Consider the following 26,192-nt stretch of genomic DNA (forward strand, 5'->3'; position numbering starts at 1 on the left):
CCCAGATCGCTCGAACTGTCAAGACTGGACATGGATGTGGGGAGGCGCGGGACATGGATTTGCCGAGGCGCGGTAGCCTCGAAGACATGCCCGAAATCGAGCTTCCGATCCTGACCGAACGACTCATCCTGCGGCGCTTCGAGGCAAGGGACCTCGAACGTTTCCACGCGTACCAATCGCTTCCCGAGACGGCACGGTTCCTCCTGCGCCCCGAACTGACCATGACGCAGTCCATGGAGGTCCTGGGCCGCTACGCGAATTCCCAGTTCAAGCATGAAGGTGACTGGGCGTGCCTGGCCATCGAACGCCGTGACCGACCCGGACTGATGGGTGAGATTGTCCTCAAATGGCTCGAAGGGTCCGGGCAGGCTGAGCTCGGGTGGATTCTGCACCCGGAGGGTCGTGGTCAGGGATTCGCCACGGAGGCAGCAGAAGCCGTGATGAAACTGGCCTTCGACCAACTCCACTTCCACAGGATCGACGCCAAGCTGGATGCCCTGAACACCGGCTCGGCAGGGATTTGCCAGCGTCTCGGGATGCGTTTGGAGGCCACTCTGGTGGACAACTGGCACTACAAGGGCGCTTGGGCCAGCGAGAACATCTATGCCATCCTCGATTCCGAGTGGCGGGCGCACCGACAGGCCTGAAGCCGGAAGCCCTGACGCCTGCCGCGCCATGGCAGGCAAAACCAGCCGCCCGCCGTCGTGCGTTCAGTCCCGAATGGGCCACACTTTGTGGTGCATCAGCTGTTCGGTGAGCTGTGGTTCGGGCAACGGCCGGCTGAAGAAGTAGCCCTGCCCGCTGGTACACCCGATGCTCAGCAGGTACTCAGCCTGTTCGGCCGTCTCGATGCCTTCCCACACAGCACCCAGGCCGCATGCGCGGATCAGCTGCAGCACCGCGGCCAGGAGCGCAGGCTGCGCCGGATCGCTGCCGAGGGCGGAGAGCAGCGACCGGTCCACCTTGACGGCGTGCACAGGCAACCGGCGGAGGTAGTCGATCGAGGAGTAGCCCGTACCGAAGTCGTCGATTTCCATGCCGACACCGAGCCGCTCCAGGCTGATCAATGTGTATCGGTCGAGGTCGTTGCCTTGGATGACCGCGCTTTCCGTCAGTTCCAAGACCAACTGTGACGGTTCCAGCCCCGCCGACTGCAGCGTTTCCCGGACGTCCTCCACGAAATCAAGGCGCTGCAGGTCCGCGGCCGTGATGTTGATGCGCATGTTGAAGTTGTGGTGTGCGGTGAGCGGGTGGCTGCGCCACCGCTGCAACTGCTCGACGGCGGTGCGGAGCACCCAGATGCCGAGGTCGGAGATCATCCCGGTTTCCTCGGCCACAGGGATGAACTCGTCCGGCATGATGATGCCGCGCGTGGGGTGGTTCCAGCGGACCAATGCCTCCACGCCTTCAATCTCGCCCGTTTCCAGTCGGATGATGGGCTGATAGTTCAGCACCAGTTGGGAACCGGCAATTGCTTCTTTCAGTTCGCTCACCAGCTGGTTTCGCATTTGCCGGGCGTGCAGCATGGACGGTTCGAAGACCTTGAGCTTGCCCCGGCCATCACCCTTGGACTCGTACATGGCAATGTCGGCTTCCATCAACAATTCCTGGGCGCTCTGGCCCGGGTCTGCCATGCGGAGGCCCATGCTGACGCCGCAGCGGATGTGTTCACCTTCCACTTCCATGGTCTGGTCCACCGCAGCCAATATTCGGCCGGCTATGGAGGTGGCCGTGGCAGGAGTGACCTCCTGCAGCAGAACAGCGAATTCGTCGCCGCCCATACGGGCCACCATGTCCTCCTCGCGGACGGCGCCGCCGATGCGGTCGCCGACGATCGTCAGGACCTGGTCGCCGATGGTGTGGCCCAGGGAATCGTTGATGCCCTTGAAGCCGTCCATGTCGAGCAGCAGGATGGCCGGACGTTTGCTACCCGTAGCCCCCTTTTCCTGAGCTTCGTTCAAGGCGGCGGCAAAAGCCGAGCGGTTGTAGAGGCCCGTGAGGGGATCGGTCATGGCCATGTGCTGCATTTCCATATGCGCCTCATGGAGTTGCTGCGTCCTGGCCGCTACGCGTTGTTCCAGCTCCTCGTAAATGATCTGGAGGTCTTCTGCCAGCAGGTTGGTGCCCATGATGACGGCGTCGATCTCGTCCCGGGCGTCCGACACTTCGATTCGTGTGTTCAGGTCACCGGCGGCCAACCGGACGATTCCGTCCAGAAGCAACCCCAGCCGGGGGTCCTTTCCGGAATACATGCTCCCTTCCGGCATGCTTACTCCCCAACCGTGTCCCGCAGATAGTCGCGGACAGCGGTGCCGCGTTCCGGGAGCGCGGCTTGGTCGAAAAGGCCGGCCGCTTCACCAAAGAACGTCAGGGCATCCTTGCCGCGACCAGCAGAAACCAGTGCCCGTGCCAAAAGGAAGTGGGCCTCGGCCGAGGTTTGGGTCGCCAAGATGGACGATTTCGCACACAGCGGTTCAAGAATGGCTATGGCCGCGTGCATATCGCCACTGAGGTAATTCCAATGAGCCCGGACCAATGACATTTCCATATGGTCGCGCTCGGATCCGCCAACAATGTCGGTGGCAAGCTCGGCCCGCTCAATGCAACGCAGTGTTGCAGCATCGCTGAGACGGGCCTGAAGGCGCATTTCCGCAGAAGCACGATTGAACCTGGCCCACAAATCCACGTCCTTTGACGGCGAAAGCCTTTCAGCCGCGAGGTCGTGGTATCGGCTTCCTTCCGCAACGCGGTCGGCCAGGAAGGCTACATTTCCGATCACCCAGTAACCTTTGCCTGCTGTGTCTTCGTCGACATAGTCGCTTAGCAGGGTTTCCAATTCCAGGCATTCCCGCCAAGCATCTTCAAGCTGCCGGCTTTCGGCCAAGGCGGCAATCAATGCCCGCTGGGCAAGGATCTGCACGTAGACCAAATCGGGGTCACCCGCGGCGAGTTTCGCGGCGTCGGCGGCAGTCGTTGCCGCCTCGGCAAGGCGGCCCAATCCCTGCAGCGCGACGGCGACCATGGTACCGGCCCGGGCGCCAAGCTCCGGGGATGCCGTTGTAAGGCTGTTCTCCATCAATTCGGTGGCCAACGACAGGAATTCAGTGATCCTGCCGTGGTCGCGGAGACACTCAGCCTGCAAGGATTTCATGTCCCACCAAGCCATGTCGTCACCGGCTTCATTGGCAAGCTCGGACGCTTCTCCAGCCTGCCGGAATGCCTCGTCGAAGTCCCGACTCTTCCATTTGGCGCGTGCGTTGAGCCCGGCCACGAGATGGGGAGCTAGTTGGGGACTTGGCATGTGCCCATTATCCATGTCCTTAGCGTCGAATTCCTCGTATAGTGAGCCCCGTGACCTTTTTTCAGGTCACACGCTAAGTTCGCATCAGTTTGAAAAGGGGCACACTTGATGAAAAAATTTGCAGCCACGCTGCTTATGGCAGGCATTCTGGCGGTTACCGGATTCGTGGGTACCGTCAATGCAGCACCGGCACAGGAAACCAACACCGAGGCAATCGGCTGGTGGCCAAACAGCACCACCACGACCACAAGCACCACCAGCATTGGGTGGTGGCCGAACTAAATATCCGGTGAGCCTGTTTTGTAACAGGCTGACATAAAACTGATGTCCCGGGGCTTGGGCCCGGGACATCAGTTTTTAACACCTAAGGGCCACCTACCGGCAATTCCACGGAAACGGTGGTTCCGGCGCCCAGAGTGGAGTCAAGTTCCAGGCGCCCCATGTGGCGGCTGATGATGTCGTGGGCTATGGCAAGGCCGAGTCCGCTTCCGGGGACCGCCGTCGAGGTCGCGTTGGATGCCCGGAAGAATCGCGTCAGGACGTGCGGCAGGTCGTGCTCCGGGATACCCAACCCTGTGTCGGCAACGCGGATCAGCACCGAACGCCCGCCGTCTTTTGAGGCGGAACGCTCGCTGGTGATCCCCACCTTGCCGCCCTCTGGGGTGAACTTGATGGCGTTGGCCACGATGTTGGTGAAGACCTGCTCCAGTTGGGCTTCGTCTGCCGTGACCTCAATGTCCTCGGCGCCCTCGTCAAAGTCGACGGAGACGTGCCGTGACTCGGCCTGGGGTCGAAGCGTCGCCACCACCACTTGGAGGAGTTGGGCGATGTCCACGGGCTTGAGGTTCAGGCTGCTGCCGTCCTGCTTGGAGACCGTCAGCATGTCCGTGATGAGCCTGCGCAACCGGTCCGAGTTCCGGGCGATGACGTCAAGCATCTTTTCGATGCCTTCCGGAACGGGGCCCCCGGAACCGTCCCGGATCATGTCCAGGTAGGCCGTGATGGAGGTCAGGGGCGTCCGTAGCTCGTGATTGACCGTGGCGAGGAAGTCCGTCTTGGCCTTGTCCAAGGCCCGCAGTTGCTGGAGGACCCTTTGCTGGGCACTGATGAGGTGGCCTTGGATAAGTCCGTGTGCCACGTTGCCTGCTACGTGCTGCATGAGGGCGATTTCCACGCGGGTCCACTCGTGATGGTCGTGCACGGTGGCTAGAACTACGATGCCAAGGGCCGACGGTCCTTCTCCTACTGGAAGGATCACCGATGACACTGGATTGAGTTCACCGGACCATTCCTGCAGTGCCAAGGACACCTTGGTGGCAGGTTCCGCGGCGTGATCTGACACGGCAAGGACGTCAGCTTCGGTCCAGAGGCTGTTGGCAACCTCGGCAACGGCGTCCTCGCTGGCGCCAAGCTTCGCGGGGAGCTGCGCAAGCCCGGGCCGGTTCCATTGCGCACGGATGAGTGGGACGCGCTCGTCACGGAAAGTCGCGAACCAAACGTGGTCCACTCCCAATGCTTCGCCGAAGCCGCTGACAACATGGTCCGCTATGCGCTGGGAGTCGTTGGTTGCCCGGACGGCTGCGGATACTTTTCGGAGGCTCTCACGCAGGGCCTCAACTTCTTCGCGCGCCCTTTGCCGTTCCCGGGCGCGTCCGATCAACGTTTCAACGCGCAGGGTGAGTTCCTCGGCGCGCACAGGACTCATGACGTAGTCCACTTCGCGCAGTGCCTCGACGTCGTCCAGATTAACGGAGTCGCCGGGGTTCAGGAGCAGCAGGACCGGAACACCTGGACTGTGGAGTCCGTGGCCGAGGGAGTTCTCCAGGACCACCACGGACGGGCTGTTTTCGGCCAGCTGTACGGTCAGGGATTCATGGTCTGAGGCGGCAATGATGTCGAAACCGGCAGCCACAAGTGCGTCGGTGGTCAAAGCCAAACGAGCGGCGTCTGAATCCGCAACCACGGCGGAGCGGGAAACGTGCTGAATACTGGCCCCGTTCGTACCCACTGAGCCCCTTCCGTTACAACGCTGCGTTCCACGGTAATTCGTGATTTGGGAACACCATATCAGCGGTATCCCGGCCAACGGCCTCACAGCAGCAATTGGGTTTAGCCTGCGACCTTTTCACGACGCAATGCAAGAGCTGCTCTTTACATTCAGCACGGGATTCGTAAGCCTAGAGATTGTCAGTCCGGCCGGGGACCTGCTGACAGCCGCTTTGCCACCCAAGCCTCCTGGAGTATCACTGTGGATCAGCCAGCAGCACCTCAAGACCACCAGCAAGTGATGTTTGAGCTGGAACTTGAGGAGCCCGGAATTCTGAGGCTGACATGGCCCCGCGGAGCCAGAATCAAGGAAGCCGACGCCCAACGGGCCATGGACCGGGTCAACGAGTTGTGCGGCGTTGACCGGCACCCCATGATCGTGGACATGGCCACCACGAATGACGTCACCCGGGGTGCCCGCTCGGTGTTTGCCAAACCCTGCCAAGCCAACCGAATTGCCCTGCTGGGTTCGTCTCCGGTGGACAGGGTTATTGCCAATTTCTTCATGGGTATTTTCAAAGCTCCCTGCCCTACGCGGTTCTTTACCTCCGAAACGGAGGCCATGGACTGGCTGAAAGAAGGCTAACGCCGCCTATATTTGGAGAGTGTTCGCCGCCCTCAGGAAGTACCTCCTCATCCCGCGCCTCATCAGGCTTTCTTCCGGCGCGCCCAAAGATCCGCTCACGGCGTGGGACCGATTCTGGGGAAATGTCCGGTCAACCGGAGCCAGTGGCGATGTTCTGTGGGACTCCGGCAGCGACCACGAGCTGGAGGGATATCTTGCCAAACTGGAGCACCTCGATCCCCGTCTCCCGGTGGTTGATGTTGGATGCGGCAATGGCAGTTTCACGCGCCTGCTTGCCGATCGTTTCCCGCACGCCTTGGGCGTGGACTACTCAGCAAACGCGGTTGAACGTGCCCGGTTCGAATCAGGGGAAGGTACGACGGCGTCATTCGCCGTGTGCGACATAACGGCACCTGATGCTGGGGGAACCATCGCGACCGCGCTGAATGCGGCCGGTATGACCGGCGATGCGAACGTGTTCATCCGTGGCGTCCTGCACGTGTTGGACCGCGACGGCCGGGCAGCTTTGGCACGCAACCTGCTGCCCGTCGTCGGACGCCGCGGGAGCGTCTTCCTGGCCGAAACCAACTTTCCCGGCAGTCCTGTGGACTACGTCAGCCACCTGGGCGCCACACGGAACTCCATACCGGCGCCATTGGAGGGGGCCATCCGCGGACTGCCCATGCCGGGCCGCTTTGGCGCAGCGCAACGTGCCAAGGCGTTCCCGACGGCGGACTGGAGCCTGGTGGAGGACGGTCCGGCGAGCATCGAAACGCGACCGCTGAGCAATCCTTCCAACCCGGACGTGATCCCCGGCTATTTCGCGGTCCTCCGCGCGCAGAGCAAAGGCTGACACGCGCCGGGGCCAGCCCGCTGCGAGAACATCCAACCGGGTCTCCGGGCGAGCAGAACGGGCTGCTACTTGAGCCCTGCTCCCGGGAGCAATTCCGTGGCGCCAAGGGAGTCGGCAACGAAGGCGTAGTCCCACGCCCGTTCCCGCCACTGCACGTAGCGGCCCGACGCGCCACCGTGTCCGCCGTCCATCTCGATCTTCATGACGATCGGCTCGGAACCCGTCGAAACGGAGCGCAGCGCCTGCACCCACTTGGCGGGTTCCACGTATAAGACGCGGGTGTCGTTGAACGAGGTCACGGCGGCGATCTTGGGGTAATCCACTGACCGCACATTCTCGTAGGGGGTGTAGGACTTCATGTAGGCGTACACCTCAGGATCAGTGATGGGGTTGCCCCATTCCTCCCATTCCAGGGCGGACAACGGCAGCTCGGGGTCCAGGATGGTGGTCAGCGCATCCACGAACGGTACCTGCGCCACTACCGCGGCATACTTCTCCGGGGCCAGGTTCGCGATGGCACCCATCAGCAGGCCCCCAGCGGAACCGCCCATGGCTGCTATCCGCGAGGAATCCGCCCAGCCCGAGCCTGCCAGCCAGTCGGTAGCGGCGATGAAGTCCGTGAAGGTGTTCTTCTTGCTGAGCTTCTTGCCGTCCTCGTACCACTGGCGGCCCAGCTCGCCGCCGCCGCGGATGTGCGCAATGACCATCACGATCCCGCGGTCCAGCAGCGAAAGACGAGCCACGCCGAAGCCTGGATCCATGCTGACCTCATAGGAGCCGTAGCCGTACACCAGACCCGCGGCGGTGCCATCCGGCTGCACAGAAGCGTGCCGCAGCACCGACAGCGGTACCCGGGTGCCGTCGTCGGCCGTCGCCCACTCACGCGTCGCTACGTAGTCCTGGGCGTTGTAGCCGCCCAGGACCGGGCTTTCCTTGCGGAGCAGCAGCTGGCCGTCGGGCAGCTCAGCGGTGGGCAGGACAAAGTCGTAGACGCGTGACGGCGTGAAATACGACGTGTAGCCCATGCGGATTACGGGAGCCTCGTAGTCCGAGCCGGAGACGCCTGCCGTGTACAGTTCGTCGTCGAACGCGGGCTCAATGGGAGCGCCCTGCTGCGGCGTGCCGAGGCCCGCCAGCGGCAATACCTGGACACGTTCGATGGTGTCCTTCCGGACGGACAGCACCGCGTGCGTGGACGTTACGCCCGCGCCGTTGACGCGAACGTCGTCAGAATGCTCGACGACGGTACGCCAGTGCTGTTCGGCCAGCGGCTTGCTGAGCTCGCTTGGCTGTACCAGGCTCACCATGGAGTTGATGGCGTTCTTGTTGTGCGTCAGCAGGAGGGTCTCTTCGCCCTCCAGAAGGAACGGCTCGGCTTCATAAAGAATGTGCTCTTCGCGGGGGATGACCGTGGTCAGACCGGCGTCGTAGTCCGCGAACTTCAGCAGGCGCGTTTCGCTGAACTCAGAGCAGCCGATGCTAAGAATCAAGTGACGGCGGTCCGAGGCGAGATCAAAGCCGAGCCACATGGCGACGTCGTCTTCCTGATAGATGATCGCGTCCTCGGTGACCGGCGTGCCCAACACGTGCGCTTTCACCTGGTACGGACGCCAGGAATCATCCACCACCGTATAGAAAAGTCGGGTGCCGTCAGGGGAGAAAGCCACGCCGTAGAAGATGTTCTCGATGACGTCCGGGAGGAGCTCGCCAGTACGGAGGTCCTTGATTCGGAGGGTGAAACGCTCGTCTCCGGAGTTGTCCACGGCGTACGCGTACAGGGTGCCGTCCACGGTTACGGCGGCACCGCCCATGCTGAAGAACGGCTGGCCCTCGGCTTCCACATTGCCGTCCAGGAGCACTTGCTCGCCGTCGATGTCGACGCCCGGCTCCACCGACGGCGGAGTCCAGTCCGCCACGGGGTCGCCGGTGTTTTGAGCCAGGACGCGGCACTGGATGCTGTATTCCTTGCCCTCCACGGAGCGGCTGTAGTACCACCAACCGTCCTTGCGGCTGGGCACAGAGAGGTCCGTTTCCTGCGTGCGGCCCTTGATCTCCTGGAACATCGCCTCACGCAACGGTTCCTGGTGAGCCGTCACCGCCTCTTGGTAGGCGTTCTCGGCCTTGAGGTGGTCTACCACCTCAGCCGATTCCTTCTCCCGGAGCCACTCGTAGTTGTCCACAAAAACGTCGCCGTGGTGTTCGCGGTGGCTGGGAACATGCTTGGCGATCGGAGGGAGCGCCTCCGAGGTGGTGGCAGGGGCGGATGCGGGAGAGGTGTGGCTCATGTGGCAACTCTATAGACGCACTCTGACAAGGAACCAGCGATTTCGCTCAGAGCGCCCGCACCTGCTCATTAAGGCCCGGACGGGAACAACTTGAACCTTCACGTCAGACTCGCGTCATGACTTGGGGTGTCTTCCCACTGCTTAGGAGGCGAGCACGACTTGGTGCCGTTCCGGAATCTTGGAGGTTCAGATGGGTTTGCTTCATTCGCCCAGTATCCACATCGGCAAACGGGGGAGGCCCCACGAGCGGCGACGCACTGATTCGTTGCGCCGTTCCGAGGTTGACCTTGAGGTCATCATTCCGGCGTACAACGAGGCCGCGCGAATTCCCGACACCCTCATAAGTACCGTCGATTTCCTTGCAAGCCAACCGTGGACTTCGCGCATTGTGGTGGTGGACAACGGAAGCGTGGATGAGACGGGAGCGGTGGTTCGCCGGATTTCCCAGGAGAAGAGAGACAGCATACAGATCTCCCTGGTGGGGTGTTCGCGCCGCGGCAAGGGAGCAGCTGTTCGCCGTGGCTTACTGAGCGGGACGTCCAAGTACACAGGCTTCTTTGATGCCGACCTCGCCACGCCATTGGACACGCTGACGACGGCGATGTCGCATCTTGACGCTGGTGCATCAGCGGTCATCGCTTCGCGCCACGCGCCGGGCTCCACGTTGGTACGCCCGCAACAGCTTGGCCGGCGCATGGGTGGCAAGGCGTTCCGGGCCCTCACCAAATCCAAGGTGAAAGGCATCCTCGATACTCAGTGCGGTTTCAAGTTCTTTGAACGGGATGCTCTCACTGCGGCCATGGTGCAGTGCCGAACCACGGGTTTCGCCTTCGATGTTGAGCTCCTTCTCCGCCTTCAACACGATGAGGCACGGATAGTTGAGCTGCCCGTGGCCTGGACGGACGGAGCAGAATCCACCTTCCGGCCCTTCCACGACGGAGTCGCAAGTTTTGCGTCGGTCCTCCAACTGCAGAAGGTGGCGCCGTGACTGAGGCGGCTGCGGCCACAAGTGCCCCAACGCAGCTTGCCGGGAAACATGTACTGGTGCTCAATTGGCGCGATGTCAGGCATTCTCAGGCAGGCGGCGCCGAGCAGTACATGCATGAAATCTCGCGCAGATGGGTGAGCAGCGGAGTTCATGTCACGTGGTTTACCGGCCGGGACACCGGCCAGTCAGCCGAGGAGATCATTGACGGCATCCGTATATTGCGCGGTGGCGGAGCACTCTCCATCTACGGGCAGGCCGCGATGAGACTCCTGCGCACCAACGGCCAGTTCGATGCCGTGGTGGATTGCCAAAACGGAATCCCGTTCTTTTCTCCCTTATTCCTGCGTAGCGACATCCCGATCGTCCAGCTGGTCCACCACGTGCATCAAGAACAGTTCCGCACCCGCTTCTCCCCGCCCATGGCCGCTTTGGGCCGCTTCCTCGAAAGCAGTGGCGCCAAGACGGTGTACGGGCAGCGCGCCATCGTGGCGGTATCGCCTTCAACCCGTCTGGAGCTGCGAAAGCTTGGATTCACGGGCCCCATCCACGTGGTGCCGAACGGCACCATCGACATTCCACCCACTGTTGCCGTGCGGGCCGCTGAGCCCACCATCGCCGTCGTGAGCCGTCTGGTGCCCCACAAGCGGCTGGACCTGCTACTGGGCCAGTTCGCCGTGGCCGCGCGGAGACTTCCCACCTTGCGCATGGACATAGTGGGGGATGGTCCCGAACGGGCCCGCCTGCAGCAACTGGCCATGGACCTCGGCCTGGACCATGCCATCACTTTCCACGGATACCAACCCAATGAGGTCCGTGACACCCTGTTGAGCCGTGCATGGATGACTGCCACCACGTCGGCGTCAGAAGGCTGGGGTTGTTCAGTAGTCGAGGCCGCAGCCTGGGGCGTGCCGTGTTTGGCGCTGCGGGTTCCGGGAATCAGGGATTCTGTAGTGGACGGTCGTACGGGATGGCTGGTGGACCATCCTACGGACTTCGGACCCGCCATGGTTGATGCGATCACAGAGTTGACTGAACCCGAAGCAGCCACCATGGTCTCCGGCGAGTGCCGTGAATGGGCCCGCTGCTTTACCTGGGAACGCAGCACCATGCTGCTCACGGGGGTGCTCCTGGCGGAAGCGAAGATGCGCCGTGACGGCGGAGATCCACGCGCCTCCCACTCGGACTTGTCCACACTGGTTCACTTCGAGGTTCCTCAGGGCATTGATTTCACAACCGCCCTGAGGCCGACCGACGAGTATGCCCTGGCCGACGGTCACGTATCCATCATTATGAAGGGCCGGGACGAGTTCGAGGCATTTGCCGCCATGAAGAAGATCGGCGTAGCCACTGCGGAGATCCGATCGGCAAGCCGCAGCACCTTGCTTGCCGGGCCCGGACGTGTCTTCGCCCCGGCCGAAGCCAACGATGGCCAGTAACGGTAGCTAATCAGTGGATTCATCCGAACATGCCATAACCACCGCAGTGCGCTTGAGGCCCAGAGCTGAAAGCCGGGGAAGGACGCCGAACCGCGACGTCAACATAGCTCAAAACAGTGGCTTCCTGGCTGTGTCGGCGGGGCTGGTGGGTGTGGTCAGCTACGCGTGCACGCTGCTCATGGCCAACATGCTGGGGACAGCGGATTACACACAATTCGCCGCCGCCGCGATGATCCTTGGCGTGGTGGGGATCGTGGCCAATGCAATGGTTCCGCTTCCTCTGTCCCACGTGGTCGCCGTGCATCCGGAAGGGTCCGAAGAGCGGCGGAACGGCGTGGCCTTCTCGGTCTTCGTGTCCTGTCTGGCGGGAATTGCCGCAGCGGCCATCACCGGCGGCGTGACTCTCGCACTTGCCAGCCCGGACCTGGCAGCAGTGGTGGCTCTGGCAGCCGTTGTCATTTTCGTGGTGAATGCGCCCGCCGGGTGGCTTCAGGGCGAACTCCGCTTCACGTGGTACGCAGTGTCCACCATCGGCGAGGTTGTCTTGCGGCTGATCTTCAGCCTGCTGGTGATCGTTATGGCGTGGGGTGCCGGGGGAGCGGTCCTCGGTTTTGTCGCGGGGTGCCTGGCTCCTCTTGTGGTGCCGTGGTCGTTCTATCGGGATCTCCGCTGGCGTCCGGGGGTGCTGCTTCAGAAGTGGCGATGGGCCGAAACGAGCGATATTGCGTCGGTCCTGTGCGTCGTGTCCGTGCTGGTGGGGATCGACGTCGTAGTGGTCGGCTTTCTGGACAACGGCTCGGTTGAGGCGGCAGGTTTCCAAGCGCTCGCCACCATTGCAAAGGGGCCCGTCTACGTGGCTGCGGGGACAGCGCTAGTGGCATTTCCCTTGCTTCGCACCCCTGGAGTCAAGGTCAGCGAGGTGCTGGGCGCTTCCTTCGCCTCGTTCGGGCAGCTTGTGGTGGTGGCCTTCGCCATCATCGCCACGGCACCGCCCTTGATGTCCGGCCTCATCGTTCCGCAGAAGTATCACGGCTCCCTTGGACTCCTGCCATGGCTGGCGGCTTCCGGTCTTGGCTATGCCGTCCTGATGGTGCTCGCCACCATTCTCCTTGCCATGCGTGCCTACCGCCGCTGCCAAATCGGCCTTGCTTGTGCGTGTGTTCTGGTTATTGGCGGGCTGTGGATCGGCTGGCAGTTGAACGCCGTCTCGGGAATGGCCGTGGGATCCGCCGTCGGTTCGGTGACCGCCGGCCTGGTCCTGACACTCTTGGCGCGTCCAGTGCTGGCGTCTGCCAACCAGGGAAAGGGGACGGGCAGGTTCGCCATCCTGGCGTTCGCCCTGATCGTGGTCCTTGCCGGCGCCGCGCACCTGCAGCCCTTGCTCTGGTTGCTTCTTGCCGGCATCAGCGGTGCCACCGTTCTTGCCCACCAGCGCGGCATGCTGCCGCACAGGAACGACTTCAGGATTTCCCGACGTCGGCAGGTTGGCAGACGCAGCAAATCTACCGGCCGCCGGTCGCATGGCGCACCTCACCGACGTGCTTCTCAAAGAGGACGCCACTGCTGCTGATTCGGCGGAGTTGTGGAGTTGCAACGGGCAGGGTGCTGCCCTCCAGAAATGTATAGACGGGAAGACAGCTATGAAAGTTTTGCATTTGGGCTTTGAAGATCCGCGAATGCCCGGGGCAGGCGGGGGATCAGTGAGGACGCACGAAATCAATCGGCGTCTGGCGACAAAGGGCTTCCAGATCACAGTGCTGACCACCCGCTATCCAGGCTGGCAGGAACGCGTCGAAGACGGCGTGCACTATGTGCCCATCGGCTTCGGAAAGGGCAGTAGCCGCCTAACCAGGCTAGTGGCCTATATTGCGCGGCTACCGTTCGAGGTATGCAAGCGCCGGTCGGCTACCGAGCTGGTGGTGGAGGATTTTTTCGCTCCGTTTTCGACCATGGCCGCACCGCTCTGGACCAAGCGCCCCACCATCGGTGTTGTCCAATGGCTGCATGCCAGGGACAAGGCACGGCAGTACAAGCTGCCCCTGCACTGGATAGAGCGACTGGGCGTGCGGAAGCACCGCAGGCTCATCTCGGTTTCGCAGGGCATCGGGGATCGGTTAAAGGAACTGAACCCGGACCTGCATGTGGACGTCATCGGCAACGGCGTAGATCCTGGAGTCTGGAACAACCAACCCCGGCTGGGGAAGGATGTCCTCTTCATCGGACGACTGGAGTACGGGCACAAGGGCTTGGATCTCCTTCTGGAAGCCTGGGCGCACGCCTGCGAAAGGGTAGAAGGCAAACTGCTGATCGCCGGAACAGGCCCGGACGAGGAACGGCTGCGCACGTCCGTCCGGGACAAGGGTCTCTCCGAGCGCGTGCAGGTGCTCGGGTGGCTGTCCGGGGAAAAGAAGTTCCAGGTTCTCAGCGATGCCCGGCTGCTGGTAGTGCCCTCGCGGCACGAAACCTTCGGGCTGGTGGCCATTGACGCGCTCGCGGCAGGCACTCCCGTTATTGCCTTCGACATTCCTTGCCTGAAAGAGATCATCCCGCCCGGTACCGGGTGGGTAGTGGAGGCTTTCGATGTTCTGGCACTGGCTGATGAAATTGCCTCCCGTTACTCCCAAACGGGGCTGGAGCACGTGGCTGAGCAAGGGCGGAAGTTTGCCGCCGGTTACAACTGGGATGCGCTCGCCGACAAGCAGGCGCAGGCCTATCGCACCGCTCTCACTGAACTGAAGAACCCTCAAACCCGGCGGCCACAAGCCGACCACGCCGAAAGGGCTTGAATGCCGCTCCGATCACGAGTCGAACATTCCATGGCGGGCGACGCCCCCTGGCTGTTCCTGTCACCCCATCTGGATGATGCAGTCCTGTCATGCGGCTCGCTTATTGAAGCCCAGGCCCAAGGGCGGCAGATCATCGTGGCAACGCTGTTCACTGAGGCAATGCCATCACCCCACACGCGGGCAGCCCGATCCTTCATGCGCCAATGCACCGTTCCGGACGCTGGGGAATTGTTTCAGGCCAGGCGGTCGGAGGACCGTGCCGTGCTGCAGGACATGGGAGTTCAATCCATCCACCTTGGCGAAGTGGACGCGCTGTTTCGACGACGGCGCAAGCCACCATTGCTGGGGAGCAGCGAGTGGGAGAGGCTGCTCCCGGAGCTCACTCACCGCTACCCCACCTACCGGTTCGACATCGCGATGGGCAGGATCGCCAAGGGTGATCGAGCCCTCATCCGCCAGCTTCGCTCCGACATCGCCGTACTCATGGCACAAACCAAAGCTGAGCTGTTGTTTTGCCCGGCAGGGGTGGGGAAGCATGTGGACCACCTGATCACCCGGGAGGTAGGCAAAGGACACCCGGACAACGTGGTGATGTACTCAGACTTTCCCTACGATCTGGCTGCCGTCCCGGACAAAACGCACATGTCCAAATTGGGCTTTGTGCCGTGGACCTGGGATACCGGACTCGACGCAAAACGCGGGCGCATCAGGCAGTATCCCACGCAGGCAGATGCCCTGTTCCCCAGCGGAGTAATCCCCCTGAAACCGGAAACGTACTTTGTGCCCGGACAACTCAACGTCGACTAGCCGCTGTTTCTCACAGCTTCCTCTACTTCAGGACTTTTTCGCTTCACATAAGGGGCATTATGAATTCGCTTTACCAACTCGAAGTCACTGCCCCCCGTGGGCGGGCGCGGAGGTCTGCCCGTGCCTCTCAGCGGGCGTTGCGGGCACACTTGTGGGTTGCAGTCCTTGTAGGCTTGCTGGCCACGGTCTTCCGGCTGTTCGGTGTTCAACAGGCCAATGACGTCTTCATTGACGAAGTAACCTACGCAGACGTTGCAAGGCAAATAGCGGATGGCCACATGCCATCAATCCTTGGCACCCCGTTTTTCCTGCATCCTCCGGGCTCTTACGCCCTCAACGCAGTGGTCATCCGCGTGCTGGGCCTCCAAGGCCACTCCATGGACTTGGCGTTGCAGTTGCGCTGGGTCAATAGTGTTCTCGGAGCAGTTGCGGTGGTGGTCTGTTTCCTGTTGGTTCGCCGTCTGGTGGGTGTTGGGCCTGCCGTTGTTGCTGGCGTCATTCTGGCCAGCGACCCGTTTGTCCTTCGCATGGATGGGCGGTTGATGATGGAGACTCCAGCTGGCCTGGCGGTCTTGTCGGGATGGTTATTGGTCCTGTTGCTGCTCGACCGTAAGTCGGGGCGAACCCGCCTGTGGCTTGAAATCAGCGCCGGATTGGTCTTCGGACTGGCCATCGCCACGAAAGACATGACTGCCGTGTTCACCGTGGTTCCGTTGCTTGCCGCGGTGGTCTGGCGCAGAACCGTGCCCCTCCAAACAGCCTTGCGAATCCTCGTCTGCTCCACAGTTCCCTATCTGGTTTATCTGGGTTTGATCGCTGCCAGCGGGCTGATTCCGCAGTTCATTGAACAAAAATCGGTGGGCGTCCTACGGATGATGGGCGTCGTTCAGATGACAGGCTTCAATTCAGTCCACAGCGTTAGCCTTGCAGACCGGCTCATTGACCTGGTCGGACGCTTCGGCACCAGCTATCTGCTTCTGGGCCTTTCCATCGTGGCTGGGGCAGTAACTGCTATGTCTGCGCTGGTGGAACGGAGGGCTATTGGATTGTTCTCGCTTTTTACCGGCTTGGTGGGTATCTACTCCGTCTTCTTCGGGGCGGCAGAGGAACAGTTTGGCTACTGCGTGGTGCTGGCTGCCCTGGTTTCGGTGCCCGTAGCCGCTGTGATGGTGGTGCAATGGCGTCCCCGTCTGCGGGCGCTCGTCATGCCTGCCACAGCAATCATGACCATACTCAGCCTCTTTCTGGGTGTTCAGGCAAGATCAGTAGTCGATGACGGGCTTGTCCGTGCCCGGGACTGGATGAACGCCGAGCTGCCCATGTCCTCCAAGGTGGGTTTGACGTCAGTAACTGGTGAGTTCGCGCTCATGCCGCATGAGGGGTGGGAGGTCTTGCCATCCTTGCAGTCCCTGCATGACCGCGAGGCGCAATATGTCCTGACACAGGGGAGACAACTGAGCGAGGGCTACGGCTTCGCCGCACCTGAGTTCCTGGACTGGCTGCAGGACAACGCCCAACCGGTTTTCACTTTCAGCGGACCAACGTCAGGCGACACCGTTGTGTGGCAGTTGGACCGCGCAAAATTGGACGCCGCTGTCGCGGGCGGACTGAACGTCCCTCCTGTGACCGGCGGCTACCCGTGAGAAGCCTGCTTCGTGTGGCCTTGCTGTTGATGATGACAACATCTGTGATCGTCGGTTGTGGTGTGCAGACCGATCCGGCGGCAGAACTCTTGTCTTTCGGCGTTCTGGGTGCATCGTGCACACCTGAACGCCTCGCAGAACTTCAGGAGGCCGGCGTATCCGTAGTGGAATTACCCTTGGCATGGGATCGGTACCAGCCGGGAGCCGGACGGGTGGACCATCACTACGTGGCAGAGGTTCGCGAACGACTGAACCGCTGCCGTGAGGCTGGCCTGGCTGTGGTCCTCTCCCCTGGCCTGCATTACCCGCCTGATTGGGTAAGGGGTCTGCCCGGAGGTGTGCTGCGGGGAAGCGCAGGGGGCGTGCCAAAGGACGAGGGGTCCGAGCTCGTATTCAGTGCCAAAGTGCGGGATGCGGCGCAAAAGTACTTGGCCCTTGTTGCGTCGGACCTAGGGTTTGAGGGCATAGCGGCAATACGAGTCGGGACGAATGCCAGCGGGGAGCTGGGGTACCCAGGGCCCGGTGACGGTGGACATGACCGCGAGTACTGGGCATTTGGTGACGCCCCCCAGTACGGCATCGGTTTGGCTGAAGGCGTTGCGCCTTCTCCCATGCCGGGGTGGGTTCCGGGCTCCAGCTCATGGCACGGGCGGTCCGTAACTGACGAGCAGGTCCAACGGTGGTGGGACTGGTATGCCGGATCTACGGTGGACGCAGTCGTATGGCAGATACGCGAGCTACGGAAACTTGGCTATCAAGGGCGCATGCATGTTCCCGTTGCGGGTCGAGGAGTCTTGCCGAATGACAAAGCACTAGCCATGCAAGGACGCTTGGATGGCCGGGCCAATCCGGATGGCGCCCAAGAACGCGGCCTGGACTATTCTGCTCACTTCGCTGCGCTCGCAACGTTGCCAGGGGTGGACGTGGACTTCACGGGCTTGGATGACGTCTCGGCCGTGAGTGCAGCCGCGGCCGTTCCGCGGCAAGATCAGTGCCTGCCCACTGACGACGAGAGCATGCTGATGGAAGATGTCTCACGGTGGTCCTCCCACCGGTACACGAGCGCCTTGGCTCGGCGAGCCGGGCTGGGACTGGTCGGTGAAAACCCCGGTCCTCCCAATGCACCTTTCACCGGCGGCTCACCGCAATCACACAGCCTTGCTGAACAATTGCGCAATGCTCCGGGGTACGCCGTGCAATGTGGGATGACCATGTTCCTGTTCGGCTTCGAAGAGAACCTCTTTGATGACGAAGGCAGCGGTGTTACCACTGAGGACTACAAGGAAGTCATCCAGAGGTTGCAGCCCCCGGCTCAGCAGTGACGCCCCCGAAAACAGTCGGAGCTATAGAAGAGCGGCACCAAAGAAAATCCAAAGTTCACGTCACTTCCACCGAGGTGCGCTCACTCAACGAACGGACGCCTCGTCGCATCCAGGCCGAAAACACAGAGGAGACTGACACCGGTGGCTAATTTCAAAGGCAGTATTATCTTCGACTGGCCGTCTCCCGACGGCGCTAGTCACTCATCGCGCCGGAAAGGACGCGTTGCCCGCAGTACGACCGCTATGAGAAGCGCCGTGGTTGTTCTTTGTGTTCTCGCGTCAACCGCTGCCCCAGCAGCAGCTACTTCCCTTCAAGGTGCCGCAGCCCTCACGGTCACATCGTCGTCGTGTTCGTTAAGCGGTGCCACGGGTAGCAGCTCGACCAGCATTTATAGCGTCACCGCCACTCCGAACGATGCGCTCGACGATACTGCAAGTATCCAAGGCAGAATTAACGCGGCCGGAATCGCTGGCGGGGGAGTGGTAAAAATCCCTGCCGGCACGTTCATTATCAATGGCAAGTTGCGGATGGAGAGCAACGTCAAGCTTGAAGGTGTAGGCCCTGAAACGATCCTGAAAGCTGGTCCTTCATTCACTAGTAACAACGGCCCCGCTGGTGGATATCCGATCGTGACGACAGCAGGCGCCGACAATACTACCCTCTCCAACTTCACGGCAGACCAATCAGGTGACTCGTTGAACGGCAATGTGTCTGGCCGCCTGAATGAGTACGTGATTGACGTGCGCAATTCAGTGAATTCGCTCGTCCAAAGCGTTCATACGAGGAACCCTTTTACGTACTCCATCGCATTTGTTGGTGGTGAGAATTGGTGTGTTAAGGACAGCAGCACACAGTCGGCAACCAGCGGAAAGTACGTGGAACTGGATGGCATTCATGCGATGAACACGAGCAACGGGGACATTGTTGGAAACGTAGTGGACCAGCGCAAGGGCACTGACGGAGACGACGGTATCGCCGTTCACACGTACGGCGATGAGGACGTTCATGACATCAGGATTGCCAATAACAACGTGCGTGGAGGCCGTCACGGCGCCGGGATTGACCTTGCTGGAGGATCCGGGGTTGTTTACAACATTGACATCACAGGTAACACCGTTTGGGGTTCGCCTCGGGGGTTGCACGACGCCTATTACGACGGTACGAAGCAAATCCACCACATCCAGGTCGTAGGGAATACCTTCAAAAACAACGACATCAAGACCACCGGCGGGGCGGTGGACTTCGAGCGCCCGGTGACTTACGTGACGATGACAGACAATACGGCATGCAATTCAGGTGATTACCGCCTTCCGGCTGGCACAGGGAATGTAAATGCCCGCAATATTCAGAGCGCGGTGTGCTGACGCGCGAAGGATAAGGCAGGTAACCGCTGTGCCTCACCTCCACCAGTGAAGTTGCTGGTCACTCTGAGCGGAGGGCATCGGCCAGGGACACCCGGTTCCTGCCCGCGGCCTTGGCTGCGTAGAGGGCCAGGTCCGCCTCGCGCAGCAGTTGCTCGGTCCCTGCCCTGTGCCCGTCCGTGTAGGCGGACACGCCAGCACTGATGCTCAAGATGCCGTCTGGATCTCCGGAATGGTCAATCTTGAGTTCCAAGACCGCTGAGCGGACGCGTTCCAGGACACCGTGAGCGCTCGCCGCCGACTGTTCACGGAGCACCATCAGGAACTCCTCCCCGCCAAACCTGTACACGCCGTCGGTCTGCCGGACCTGGCCGGCCAGAGTGGCGGCGATGGACACGAGTGCGGCGTCGCCGGCTTGGTGGCCGTAGATGTCGTTGTAGCTCTTGAAGTTGTCCACATCCACCATGGCAAGGCAGTAGTCCCGCGAGTAGCGATCACTGCGCGCGTGCAGTTGGGCCAGGTCTTCGGTCAGCTTCAAGCGGTTGTGCAGCTTGGTCAACGGATCGGTGCGGGCTTGTTCGGTGAGTGCTGAGCGGTAGCGGGCCAGGTCTGCGTGCAGTGAGGTAATCCGCTGCGCAGCCAAGAGGCGGATGTGCAGGCTGAAAGGGTCCAGGGGCTTGGTGACGTAGTCATCCGCGCCGGCTTCCATGCCTGTCAGCACATCCTCCCTGGACCCATGGGATGTCACCAGGATCAGGTAGGTATAAGAGTCTTCCTCTGACGCCCGGATGTTGCGGCAGAGGTCCAGCCCATTGAGGCCAGGCATCATCAGGTCAGTCACTACGGCCTCGGGACTGTGCTCCTTGAAGAGCTCCCACGCTGAATCACCGTCGGTCGCGACAATGCATTCGTGACCGGACTGCTCCACGGCAGCCTTGGTGATCATCCGTGAGATGAGGTCGTCATCCGCAATGAGGACTTTCATGGCGCTCCCAACATCATGCGCTCCAGGGCGTTGTCCACCCGGGCGAGTTCTGCGTGCAGTCGTTGGAGGATTTCAAGCCCACGGGTCCCCAAATCCGCGGCGCCGTCGCGCCCGAGTCGCTCCAATTCCTTGCATAAACTTGCCGCTTCGATCGCCCCGATGTTCGCGGCTGCTCCAGCGAGTTTGTGGGCTGCTGCTTCCACCGCCGGGGCTTGTCCGTCCTGCATTGCCGCGTCCAGGGATAGCAACCCCCGCTGGGATTCATGTTTGAAGGCCTTGACGGCTTCCGGCAACAGACCAAAGCCGTCTGCCGGTCCGAGTTCGCGCAAGATCTCCAGGCGTCCGTGATCAAGAACAGCGGCCACTGCTGGGCCTTCTTCGGGTTCAGCGTTCGACGGCGGCGCTTCGCCCGGTTGCCCTGTTGCCGACGGCGACGCTTCGGTCGGCTGCCCCGTCACAGCCAGCAGCACCGCATCCGGCCGCGCTGCCTCCACCTGCGCCGCTCCCGCCTGCGCCGCATCGCTGGCAGCATCCGGCTGGGGCACCCAACGGGCAAGGACCGAGCCCAGTTTGTCCATATCCACGGGCTTGCTGATGTAGTCGTCCATGCCGGCGGCCAGGCAGCGCTCGCGGTCTTCGTTCAAGGCTCCGGCCGTCATGGCGATGATGGGAATTCTGCCGATTGAGGCATCGCGGGTTCGGATGGTCCGGGTGGCTTCGAAACCATCCATCACTGGCATGTGGCAGTCCATGAGCACGGCCACATACCTCCCGGACAGGGTGGCTGCGACGGCCTGGGCGCCGTCGTCGACGATGTCTACCTCGTAGCCAAGGCGGTTGGCCATGCCGCGGGCAACCAGTTGATTGACCTCGTTGTCCTCAGCCACCAGAAGCCTGCCAAGCTGCCTCGGCAGTAGCGTTTCGGGCGTGGAATCCTCCGCGGGTGAGACCCACTGCGAAGCTGGGGCTTTCGCTCGTGTAACGGTTGACGTGCCGATGGGCTTGGACGCCATGAGTCGTTGCAGCCGGTTGTAGAACTCCGAGCTGCGAACCGGCTTGGTGAGGTACTCCTGGATGCCTGCCGAGGTCAGGCTGGCCCTGTCCACTTGCATGGTGGAGGTCAGCAGGATGAATTCCGGCACACCATTGCCGTCCGCGTTGATCTGGCGGGCCAGCTCGAGGCCGTCGGTGTCCGGCATGCACATGTCCACCACGGCAATGTCGTAGGGGTGGCTGGTGGAAACCGCGGCTCGGTAGGCATCCAGGGCGGAGCGGGCATCGGCAAAGGCCACCGGCACCATGCCCCAACTGGCCAGTTGCGCCTCGAGCACCAAGCGGTTGGTTGCGTTGTCGTCCACCACCAGGACTTTGCGGCCTGTGAGCGTGGCGGGCAGGGGCCGGGCGGTCTCGGGTACGGAGGGGCCAATGGGCAGGTCCAGGACGAACCAGAACTTGCTGCCAACACCTACCTCGCTATCGAGGCCGATTTCGCCGCCCATGACTTCGGTCAGCCGCCGGGAGATGGCCAAGCCAAGGCCCGTACCGCCGTAGCGACGCGTAGTGGAGGCATCTGCTTGCGCGAAAGACTCGAACAATCTCTGATGGTCGGCAGCGCTGATGCCGATTCCGGTGTCGCGTACCTCGAAGCGCAGGGAGGCTGTGCCGGTGCCCGCGTGCCCGGCACCCCGGTGACCCGTGCCGGCGTCGTGCGTTCCGGCGTCGTCCGTAACCTGATCGACCACCGAAACCTGGATCTCCACCTCGCCTGACGGAGTGAACTTCACTGCGTTGGATGCCAGGTTCAGCAGGATTTGCCGGATGCGGCCGGCGTCGCCCATGAGCTGTTCAGGAACGTCCGGGTGGCAGTAGGAAACCAGCTCGAGGTCCTTGCCCTGCGCAGCTTCCACAACCAAAGCTGCAACCTCTTCCACCAGAGCACGGGGATCGAACGCGGCCACGTCCAAATCAACCTTGCCGGCTTCGAGCTTGGAGAAGTCCAGGATGTCGTTGATGAGTGTCAGCAGGACCTCGCCCGCGCCCTTGACGCCTTGTGCGTACTGGTGTTGGACCTCGTTGAGGCGCGTGCCCATCAGGAGGGAAGTGAGGCCGATGACGGCGTTGAGGGGGGTCCGGATTTCGTGGCTCATGGTGGCCAGGAACTCGGATTTGAGGCGGCTGGATTCCAACGCCGCTTCACGGGCGGCCATGAGTTCGGCCTCCGCCTCGCGTCGTTGGGTGATATCCCGGGAAATCGTGGCGACACCACGGATGCCGGTCTCGCCCTGGACGGGGGACATGGTGATTGAGACGGGAATGATGACACCGTCAGCGCGCCGCCTGTGGGTCTCATAGTTGTGGACGTGGCCGCTCAGCGCGGTGGTGGCCAGGACAGCGCGTTCTTCTTCCAGCAGGTCTTTCGGGATGAAGAAGTCGCTGTGCCGGCCGATTGCGTCGGTGGCGGGGTAGCCGTAGATGCGCTCGGCTCCGGGGTTCCAGCTGGTGATGAAACCGTCGGGGGTTTCGCCCACAATCGCGTCGGCGGACGAGTTCACGATTGCCCCGAGGCCTTCCAGCTCCGCTGTCCGCTCGGCGACTTTCGATTCAAGCTCGCTGGTCAGCGTCACATTTTCGACGACGATCAGCACCTGCCGCACGATCACGAACACCACCACAGTCAGCCCGGTCACTAAAAGGATCGGATCACCGGCGATGGGGCGGCTGCGCGAGAAGAACACTGCACTGAACACGGGCAGGTAGGGCAGCAGCTCCAGCATCGCGGCGTAAGCCCGCCCGTCCTTGCTGGAATGGTCCGCTTCCCGAACCAGTGGACTGAGCCCCACCAAAAGGAATGCCACCACCCAACCCAGAGCCAGCGGCGAGCCCGTGACGCCAGTCACGCCTTCGATGGTCAAGCGGACATATGTGAGGTCCGTGATGGCGAGTACCCAGAATCCGATGCCGAGGCATAGCCAAGGAAGGCGTCGGCCGCGGGCTGCCCGCATGGTCAGGACGATCACTACGGAGACCATGAAGACGTCGGCAATCGGGTAGGCCATTTGTGTCGCCAGCGCGAGGGGGTCTTGACCGGTTTCACCGGCCAATGGCCCCAGCAACGAACTCCAGACGATAAAGAACATTGAACTGGCTACTACACCCGCGTCCAGGATGGTGCGGCGAAGCGGGAGACGGAGCCCCTTCCCCCGGAGCAACAAGAACAGGCCGATCGAAACGGGCAGCGCGTACCAGACGAAGCCGATGTCTGCCAAAGACGGGAAGGGATACACATGGTCGAGGGTTATGCCGTAGTACGTCCAGATGCACATTCCTGCCGACCACAGCGCCAGTCCGGCCACCACGAACAATCGCCCAGTGGTGTTGTCGCGGCGTTGCAGTGCGGCACGGGCGTGCGTCACCAGTGCTGTTAGGACTGCGACCAGCAACGCCAGATCGCCCGCAAGCTGCGCCGTCGACGTTCCAATGCCGCTGCCGAGCCCTACGGCCAAGAGGACCGCACACAGTGCGGTCGCGATAAGGAAAAACGGCATGTCCCGAACCGGTTGCAAGCGCACCGGAAGAACCTCGTGCTTCACTCCTGCCACTGAACCCCTGCCTTCAAAAGTGGCCCCACCAAAAGCGAACAACGCATCTTGCCTTCGCGCTGAGGGAAGCATACGCCCAACCGGGCCTTAAGTGACTGGGAACACACAAACGTGACGCACCGTGAAACCCCAACTGAGTCGCAGTTGTGCGCGTTTTGAGCGTTCAAAACGCGCACAAATGCGACTCAGTTGGGCTAGTGAGCGGGGGTGAGGGCCTTCGAGAAGATCACGGCGCCGTTGGCGTTGCGGAGGCTCACCGTGAACGTGCCGTCGGGGCCAAGGGCTACGTGCCCGAAATACTGGTTCTCGCCATCCCGCGGTGACTCGCCGGGGAAACGCCCGGCCTTGGCGAACACCACTTCGGGGCCGAACGTTCCGTCCATGGCATTCGGACCGAACGAGCCGGCGTTGATGGGGCCGGCTACGAATTCCCAGAACGGATCGAAGTCCGTGAAGGTGGCCCGCTCGGGGGAGTAGTGATGGGCTGCGCAGTAGTGGACGTCAGCAGTGAGCCACACAACGTTTTTCACGCCATCCCGTTTGAAGGCACTCAGCACTCCTGCGATTTCCAGTTCCCGGCCAAGGGGAGCGCCGTTGTCGCGGTTGGACAGGCTTTCCTGGTTCACGGCCCCGTCCGGCACGATGATGCCCAACGGCAGGTCAGCTGCGATGACCTTCCACGTGGCCTTGGATTTCCGCACTTCCTTGATGAGCCAGTCCACCTGCTCCTGGCCCAGAATGTTGGTGGCGTACGGTTCTTTGCCGTCAGTGTTGGGGGACTTGAACGTCCGCATGTCGAGGCAAAAGATGTCCAGCTGCGGGCCGCGGGAAATCTTCCGATAGATGCGCGCAGGTTGGTACTGCCCGGCGTCGAACGTTCCAGGGCGCCATAGCGCCGCCGAGTCAGCGATCGGCATGTTCTCCTGCCACGCCTGGCGGCCGCGCGCAGCGAGCACGTTGACGTCGCGCTCGGTGTATCGGGCGTCGTCCAGGATTTCGCCGGGATACCAGTTGTTGGTGGTTTCGTGGTCGTCCCACTGCGCGATCACCGGGACGTCCGCGAACATGGCGAGCATGTTGGCGTCCATCTGGTTGTACCGGTGTCGGCCGCGGTATTCCTTGAGGGTCTCGGCCACCTTGGAGACTTCCTCCGTGACGATGTTCCGCCACACCCGGCCGTCCTTTTCGGTGACCGTGGCGGAGATGGGGCCATCGGCGTAGATGGTGTCCCCGGAGTGGATGAAGAAGTCCGGGCGCGTGGCGTGCATGGCCTTGTAGCCGCGCATCCCACCCAGGTCCTCGTTGATGCCCCAACCTTGGCCGGCGGTATCGCCGGTCCACACGAAGCTTTGGGAGTACGACGACGGACTGCCGCCCCCGCGCGCGTCTTCAGTGCCGCCGTCGTACTTTCCGGCAGCGGAACCGGGCGCTGTGCTGAACGTTCCCTTGACTGCCTCGCCGAGGCCATTCTCGTCCTCGAAATTGAGTTCCACCGCGAACCGCGTACCTGCGGGGAGGCTCTTCGCATGGATCTTGGCGGTGAAGTCGCTGGCTTCGTTGGCCAGCGGTCCTTGGATAGTGCGGCTGAATCCGTAGCGTCCTTGAAGGACTTGGCCGGCGCTGTCCACTGCTTGGAGGCGGGCCATCATCCGACCGGGCCCGGACGCGCGCGACCACAGCACGGCGGAGTCCGAGGTGACGTCACCCGTGGCGATCCCATTGGGCAGCGTGAGGCGCTTACGGACCAGGGGGATAGCGGACGGGGCTCCGGAAGCAGGGGCGGCCGATGCAGGGGCGGCGGTGCCGGTGGCCACGCCGGCGAGGGCAAGGGTGGCGAGGGACGTTTTGACGAGGGTGCGGCGCGAGAGGTCAGTCATGGTTCCACTGTTCAGGGCCGCAATGAACAGAGGGTGAGGCTCAGGTGAAGGAAATCGGACCCCACCGCGGGTAATCGAAGCGGCATTACTTCATTTGTGAGTACTGAGCAAGTGGTGCGACGACGAAAATTGCGTAATACCTAGAGCAAATCGCGCCGGTACTGCAGAAAGACGAGTATCTCCTACTCGTGTGGTCACCTTGGCCAATTTCTACGATTGAAATTCCCTAGGGTTTTCTGAATTTCCGTTCCACCGGCTCATCGGTGGTCCGCCCCTCTCGCAATTGCGAGCGGCGCTCCTCCCATTACTGCCCGCGCACAGCCTTTGGGCTGCGACG

At 62.0% G+C, this 26,192-nt stretch carries 19 protein-coding genes; 12 read left to right on the forward strand and 7 right to left on the reverse strand.

The genetic code is table 11. From position 1 onward, the window contains the following. Positions 1-86: 86 nt before the first annotated feature. Complete coding sequence (locus ACIQC5_RS00725) at positions 87-647, forward strand: GNAT family N-acetyltransferase (protein ID WP_400277703.1); 561 nt, start codon at positions 87-89, stop codon at positions 645-647. Positions 648-710: 63 nt separating this feature from the next. Here ACIQC5_RS00725 and ACIQC5_RS00730 read toward each other — a convergent pair whose 3' ends face one another. After that, on the reverse strand, positions 711-2,267 hold the full coding sequence (locus tag ACIQC5_RS00730; protein WP_400277704.1) for a putative bifunctional diguanylate cyclase/phosphodiesterase: 1,557 nt from the start codon (positions 2,265-2,267) through the stop codon (positions 711-713). Positions 2,268-2,269: 2 nt separating this feature from the next. Continuing rightward, positions 2,270-3,301: a hypothetical protein gene (locus tag ACIQC5_RS00735; protein ID WP_400277706.1), complete on the reverse strand. Its 1,032-nt coding sequence runs from the start codon at positions 3,299-3,301 to the stop codon at positions 2,270-2,272. A 108-nt stretch (positions 3,302-3,409) separates the two neighbouring features. Between ACIQC5_RS00735 and ACIQC5_RS00740 the strand changes: the two genes are divergently transcribed. Continuing rightward, positions 3,410-3,583: a hypothetical protein gene (locus ACIQC5_RS00740; RefSeq protein ID WP_400277707.1), complete on the forward strand. Its 174-nt coding sequence runs from the start codon at positions 3,410-3,412 to the stop codon at positions 3,581-3,583. 82 nt (positions 3,584-3,665) lie between these two features. Here ACIQC5_RS00740 and ACIQC5_RS00745 read toward each other — a convergent pair whose 3' ends face one another. After that, positions 3,666-5,309: an ATP-binding protein gene (locus ACIQC5_RS00745; protein WP_400277708.1), complete on the reverse strand. Its 1,644-nt coding sequence runs from the start codon at positions 5,307-5,309 to the stop codon at positions 3,666-3,668. 240 nt (positions 5,310-5,549) lie between these two features. On the opposite strand from ACIQC5_RS00745, the gene ACIQC5_RS00750 reads away from it, so the two are divergent. After that, positions 5,550-5,933, forward strand: a complete 384-nt coding sequence (locus ACIQC5_RS00750; protein ID WP_400277709.1) for an STAS/SEC14 domain-containing protein — start codon at positions 5,550-5,552, stop codon at positions 5,931-5,933. 19 nt (positions 5,934-5,952) lie between these two features. Then, on the forward strand, positions 5,953-6,765 hold the full coding sequence (locus tag ACIQC5_RS00755) for a class I SAM-dependent methyltransferase (RefSeq protein WP_400277710.1): 813 nt from the start codon (positions 5,953-5,955) through the stop codon (positions 6,763-6,765). Positions 6,766-6,830: 65 nt separating this feature from the next. Here ACIQC5_RS00755 and ACIQC5_RS00760 read toward each other — a convergent pair whose 3' ends face one another. Next, positions 6,831-9,050, reverse strand: coding sequence for a S9 family peptidase (locus tag ACIQC5_RS00760; RefSeq protein ID WP_400277712.1), 2,220 nt, complete (start codon positions 9,048-9,050; stop codon positions 6,831-6,833). 190 nt (positions 9,051-9,240) lie between these two features. Between ACIQC5_RS00760 and ACIQC5_RS00765 the strand changes: the two genes are divergently transcribed. The 8 genes from ACIQC5_RS00765 (at position 9,241) to ACIQC5_RS00800 (ending at position 19,397) form a co-directional block, all read left to right on the forward strand. After that, positions 9,241-10,038 carry a glycosyltransferase gene (locus ACIQC5_RS00765; RefSeq protein WP_400277714.1) on the forward strand — a complete coding sequence of 266 codons (798 nt, stop codon included), beginning with the start codon at positions 9,241-9,243 and terminating at the stop codon, positions 10,036-10,038. After that, positions 10,035-11,474, forward strand: coding sequence for a glycosyltransferase family 4 protein (locus tag ACIQC5_RS00770; protein WP_400277715.1), 1,440 nt, complete (start codon positions 10,035-10,037; stop codon positions 11,472-11,474). Before ACIQC5_RS00765 ends, ACIQC5_RS00770 begins: the two co-directional genes overlap by 4 nt. A gap of 13 nt (positions 11,475-11,487) precedes the next feature. Beyond that, positions 11,488-13,044: a lipopolysaccharide biosynthesis protein gene (locus tag ACIQC5_RS00775; RefSeq protein ID WP_400277716.1), complete on the forward strand. Its 1,557-nt coding sequence runs from the start codon at positions 11,488-11,490 to the stop codon at positions 13,042-13,044. Between the two features lie 130 nt (positions 13,045-13,174). Continuing rightward, positions 13,175-14,260, forward strand: a complete 1,086-nt coding sequence (locus ACIQC5_RS00780; protein WP_400277717.1) for a glycosyltransferase family 4 protein — start codon at positions 13,175-13,177, stop codon at positions 14,258-14,260. After that, the gene (locus ACIQC5_RS00785; RefSeq protein ID WP_400277718.1) at positions 14,261-15,067 is read left to right on the forward strand and encodes a PIG-L deacetylase family protein; all 807 of its coding nucleotides are present in this window, start codon (positions 14,261-14,263) and stop codon (positions 15,065-15,067) included. A 59-nt stretch (positions 15,068-15,126) separates the two neighbouring features. Continuing rightward, on the forward strand, positions 15,127-16,710 hold the full coding sequence (locus ACIQC5_RS00790) for an ArnT family glycosyltransferase (protein ID WP_400277720.1): 1,584 nt from the start codon (positions 15,127-15,129) through the stop codon (positions 16,708-16,710). Between the two features lie 14 nt (positions 16,711-16,724). Continuing rightward, positions 16,725-18,032: a hypothetical protein gene (locus tag ACIQC5_RS00795; RefSeq protein ID WP_400277722.1), complete on the forward strand. Its 1,308-nt coding sequence runs from the start codon at positions 16,725-16,727 to the stop codon at positions 18,030-18,032. A 141-nt stretch (positions 18,033-18,173) separates the two neighbouring features. Beyond that, a complete protein-coding gene (locus ACIQC5_RS00800; RefSeq protein WP_400277723.1) occupies positions 18,174-19,397 on the forward strand; it encodes a hypothetical protein in 1,224 nt (407 codons plus the stop codon). Between the two features lie 58 nt (positions 19,398-19,455). On the opposite strand, the gene ACIQC5_RS00805 is transcribed toward ACIQC5_RS00800, so the two are convergent. The 3 genes from ACIQC5_RS00805 to ACIQC5_RS00815 form a co-directional block, all read right to left on the reverse strand. Further along, positions 19,456-20,379, reverse strand: a complete 924-nt coding sequence (locus ACIQC5_RS00805; RefSeq protein ID WP_400277724.1) for a diguanylate cyclase — start codon at positions 20,377-20,379, stop codon at positions 19,456-19,458. After that, positions 20,376-23,924 (reverse strand): response regulator, encoded by a 3,549-nt coding sequence (locus ACIQC5_RS00810; RefSeq protein WP_400277726.1) that lies wholly within the window; start codon positions 23,922-23,924, stop codon positions 20,376-20,378. The genes ACIQC5_RS00805 and ACIQC5_RS00810 overlap by 4 nt, the downstream gene beginning before the upstream one ends. A gap of 248 nt (positions 23,925-24,172) precedes the next feature. After that, positions 24,173-25,855, reverse strand: coding sequence for an alkaline phosphatase D family protein (locus tag ACIQC5_RS00815; protein ID WP_400277727.1), 1,683 nt, complete (start codon positions 25,853-25,855; stop codon positions 24,173-24,175). Positions 25,856-26,192: the final 337 nt, after the last annotated feature.

Source organism: Paenarthrobacter sp. NPDC092416, assembly GCF_044755025.1.
Lineage (GTDB): Bacteria > Actinomycetota > Actinomycetes > Actinomycetales > Micrococcaceae > Arthrobacter.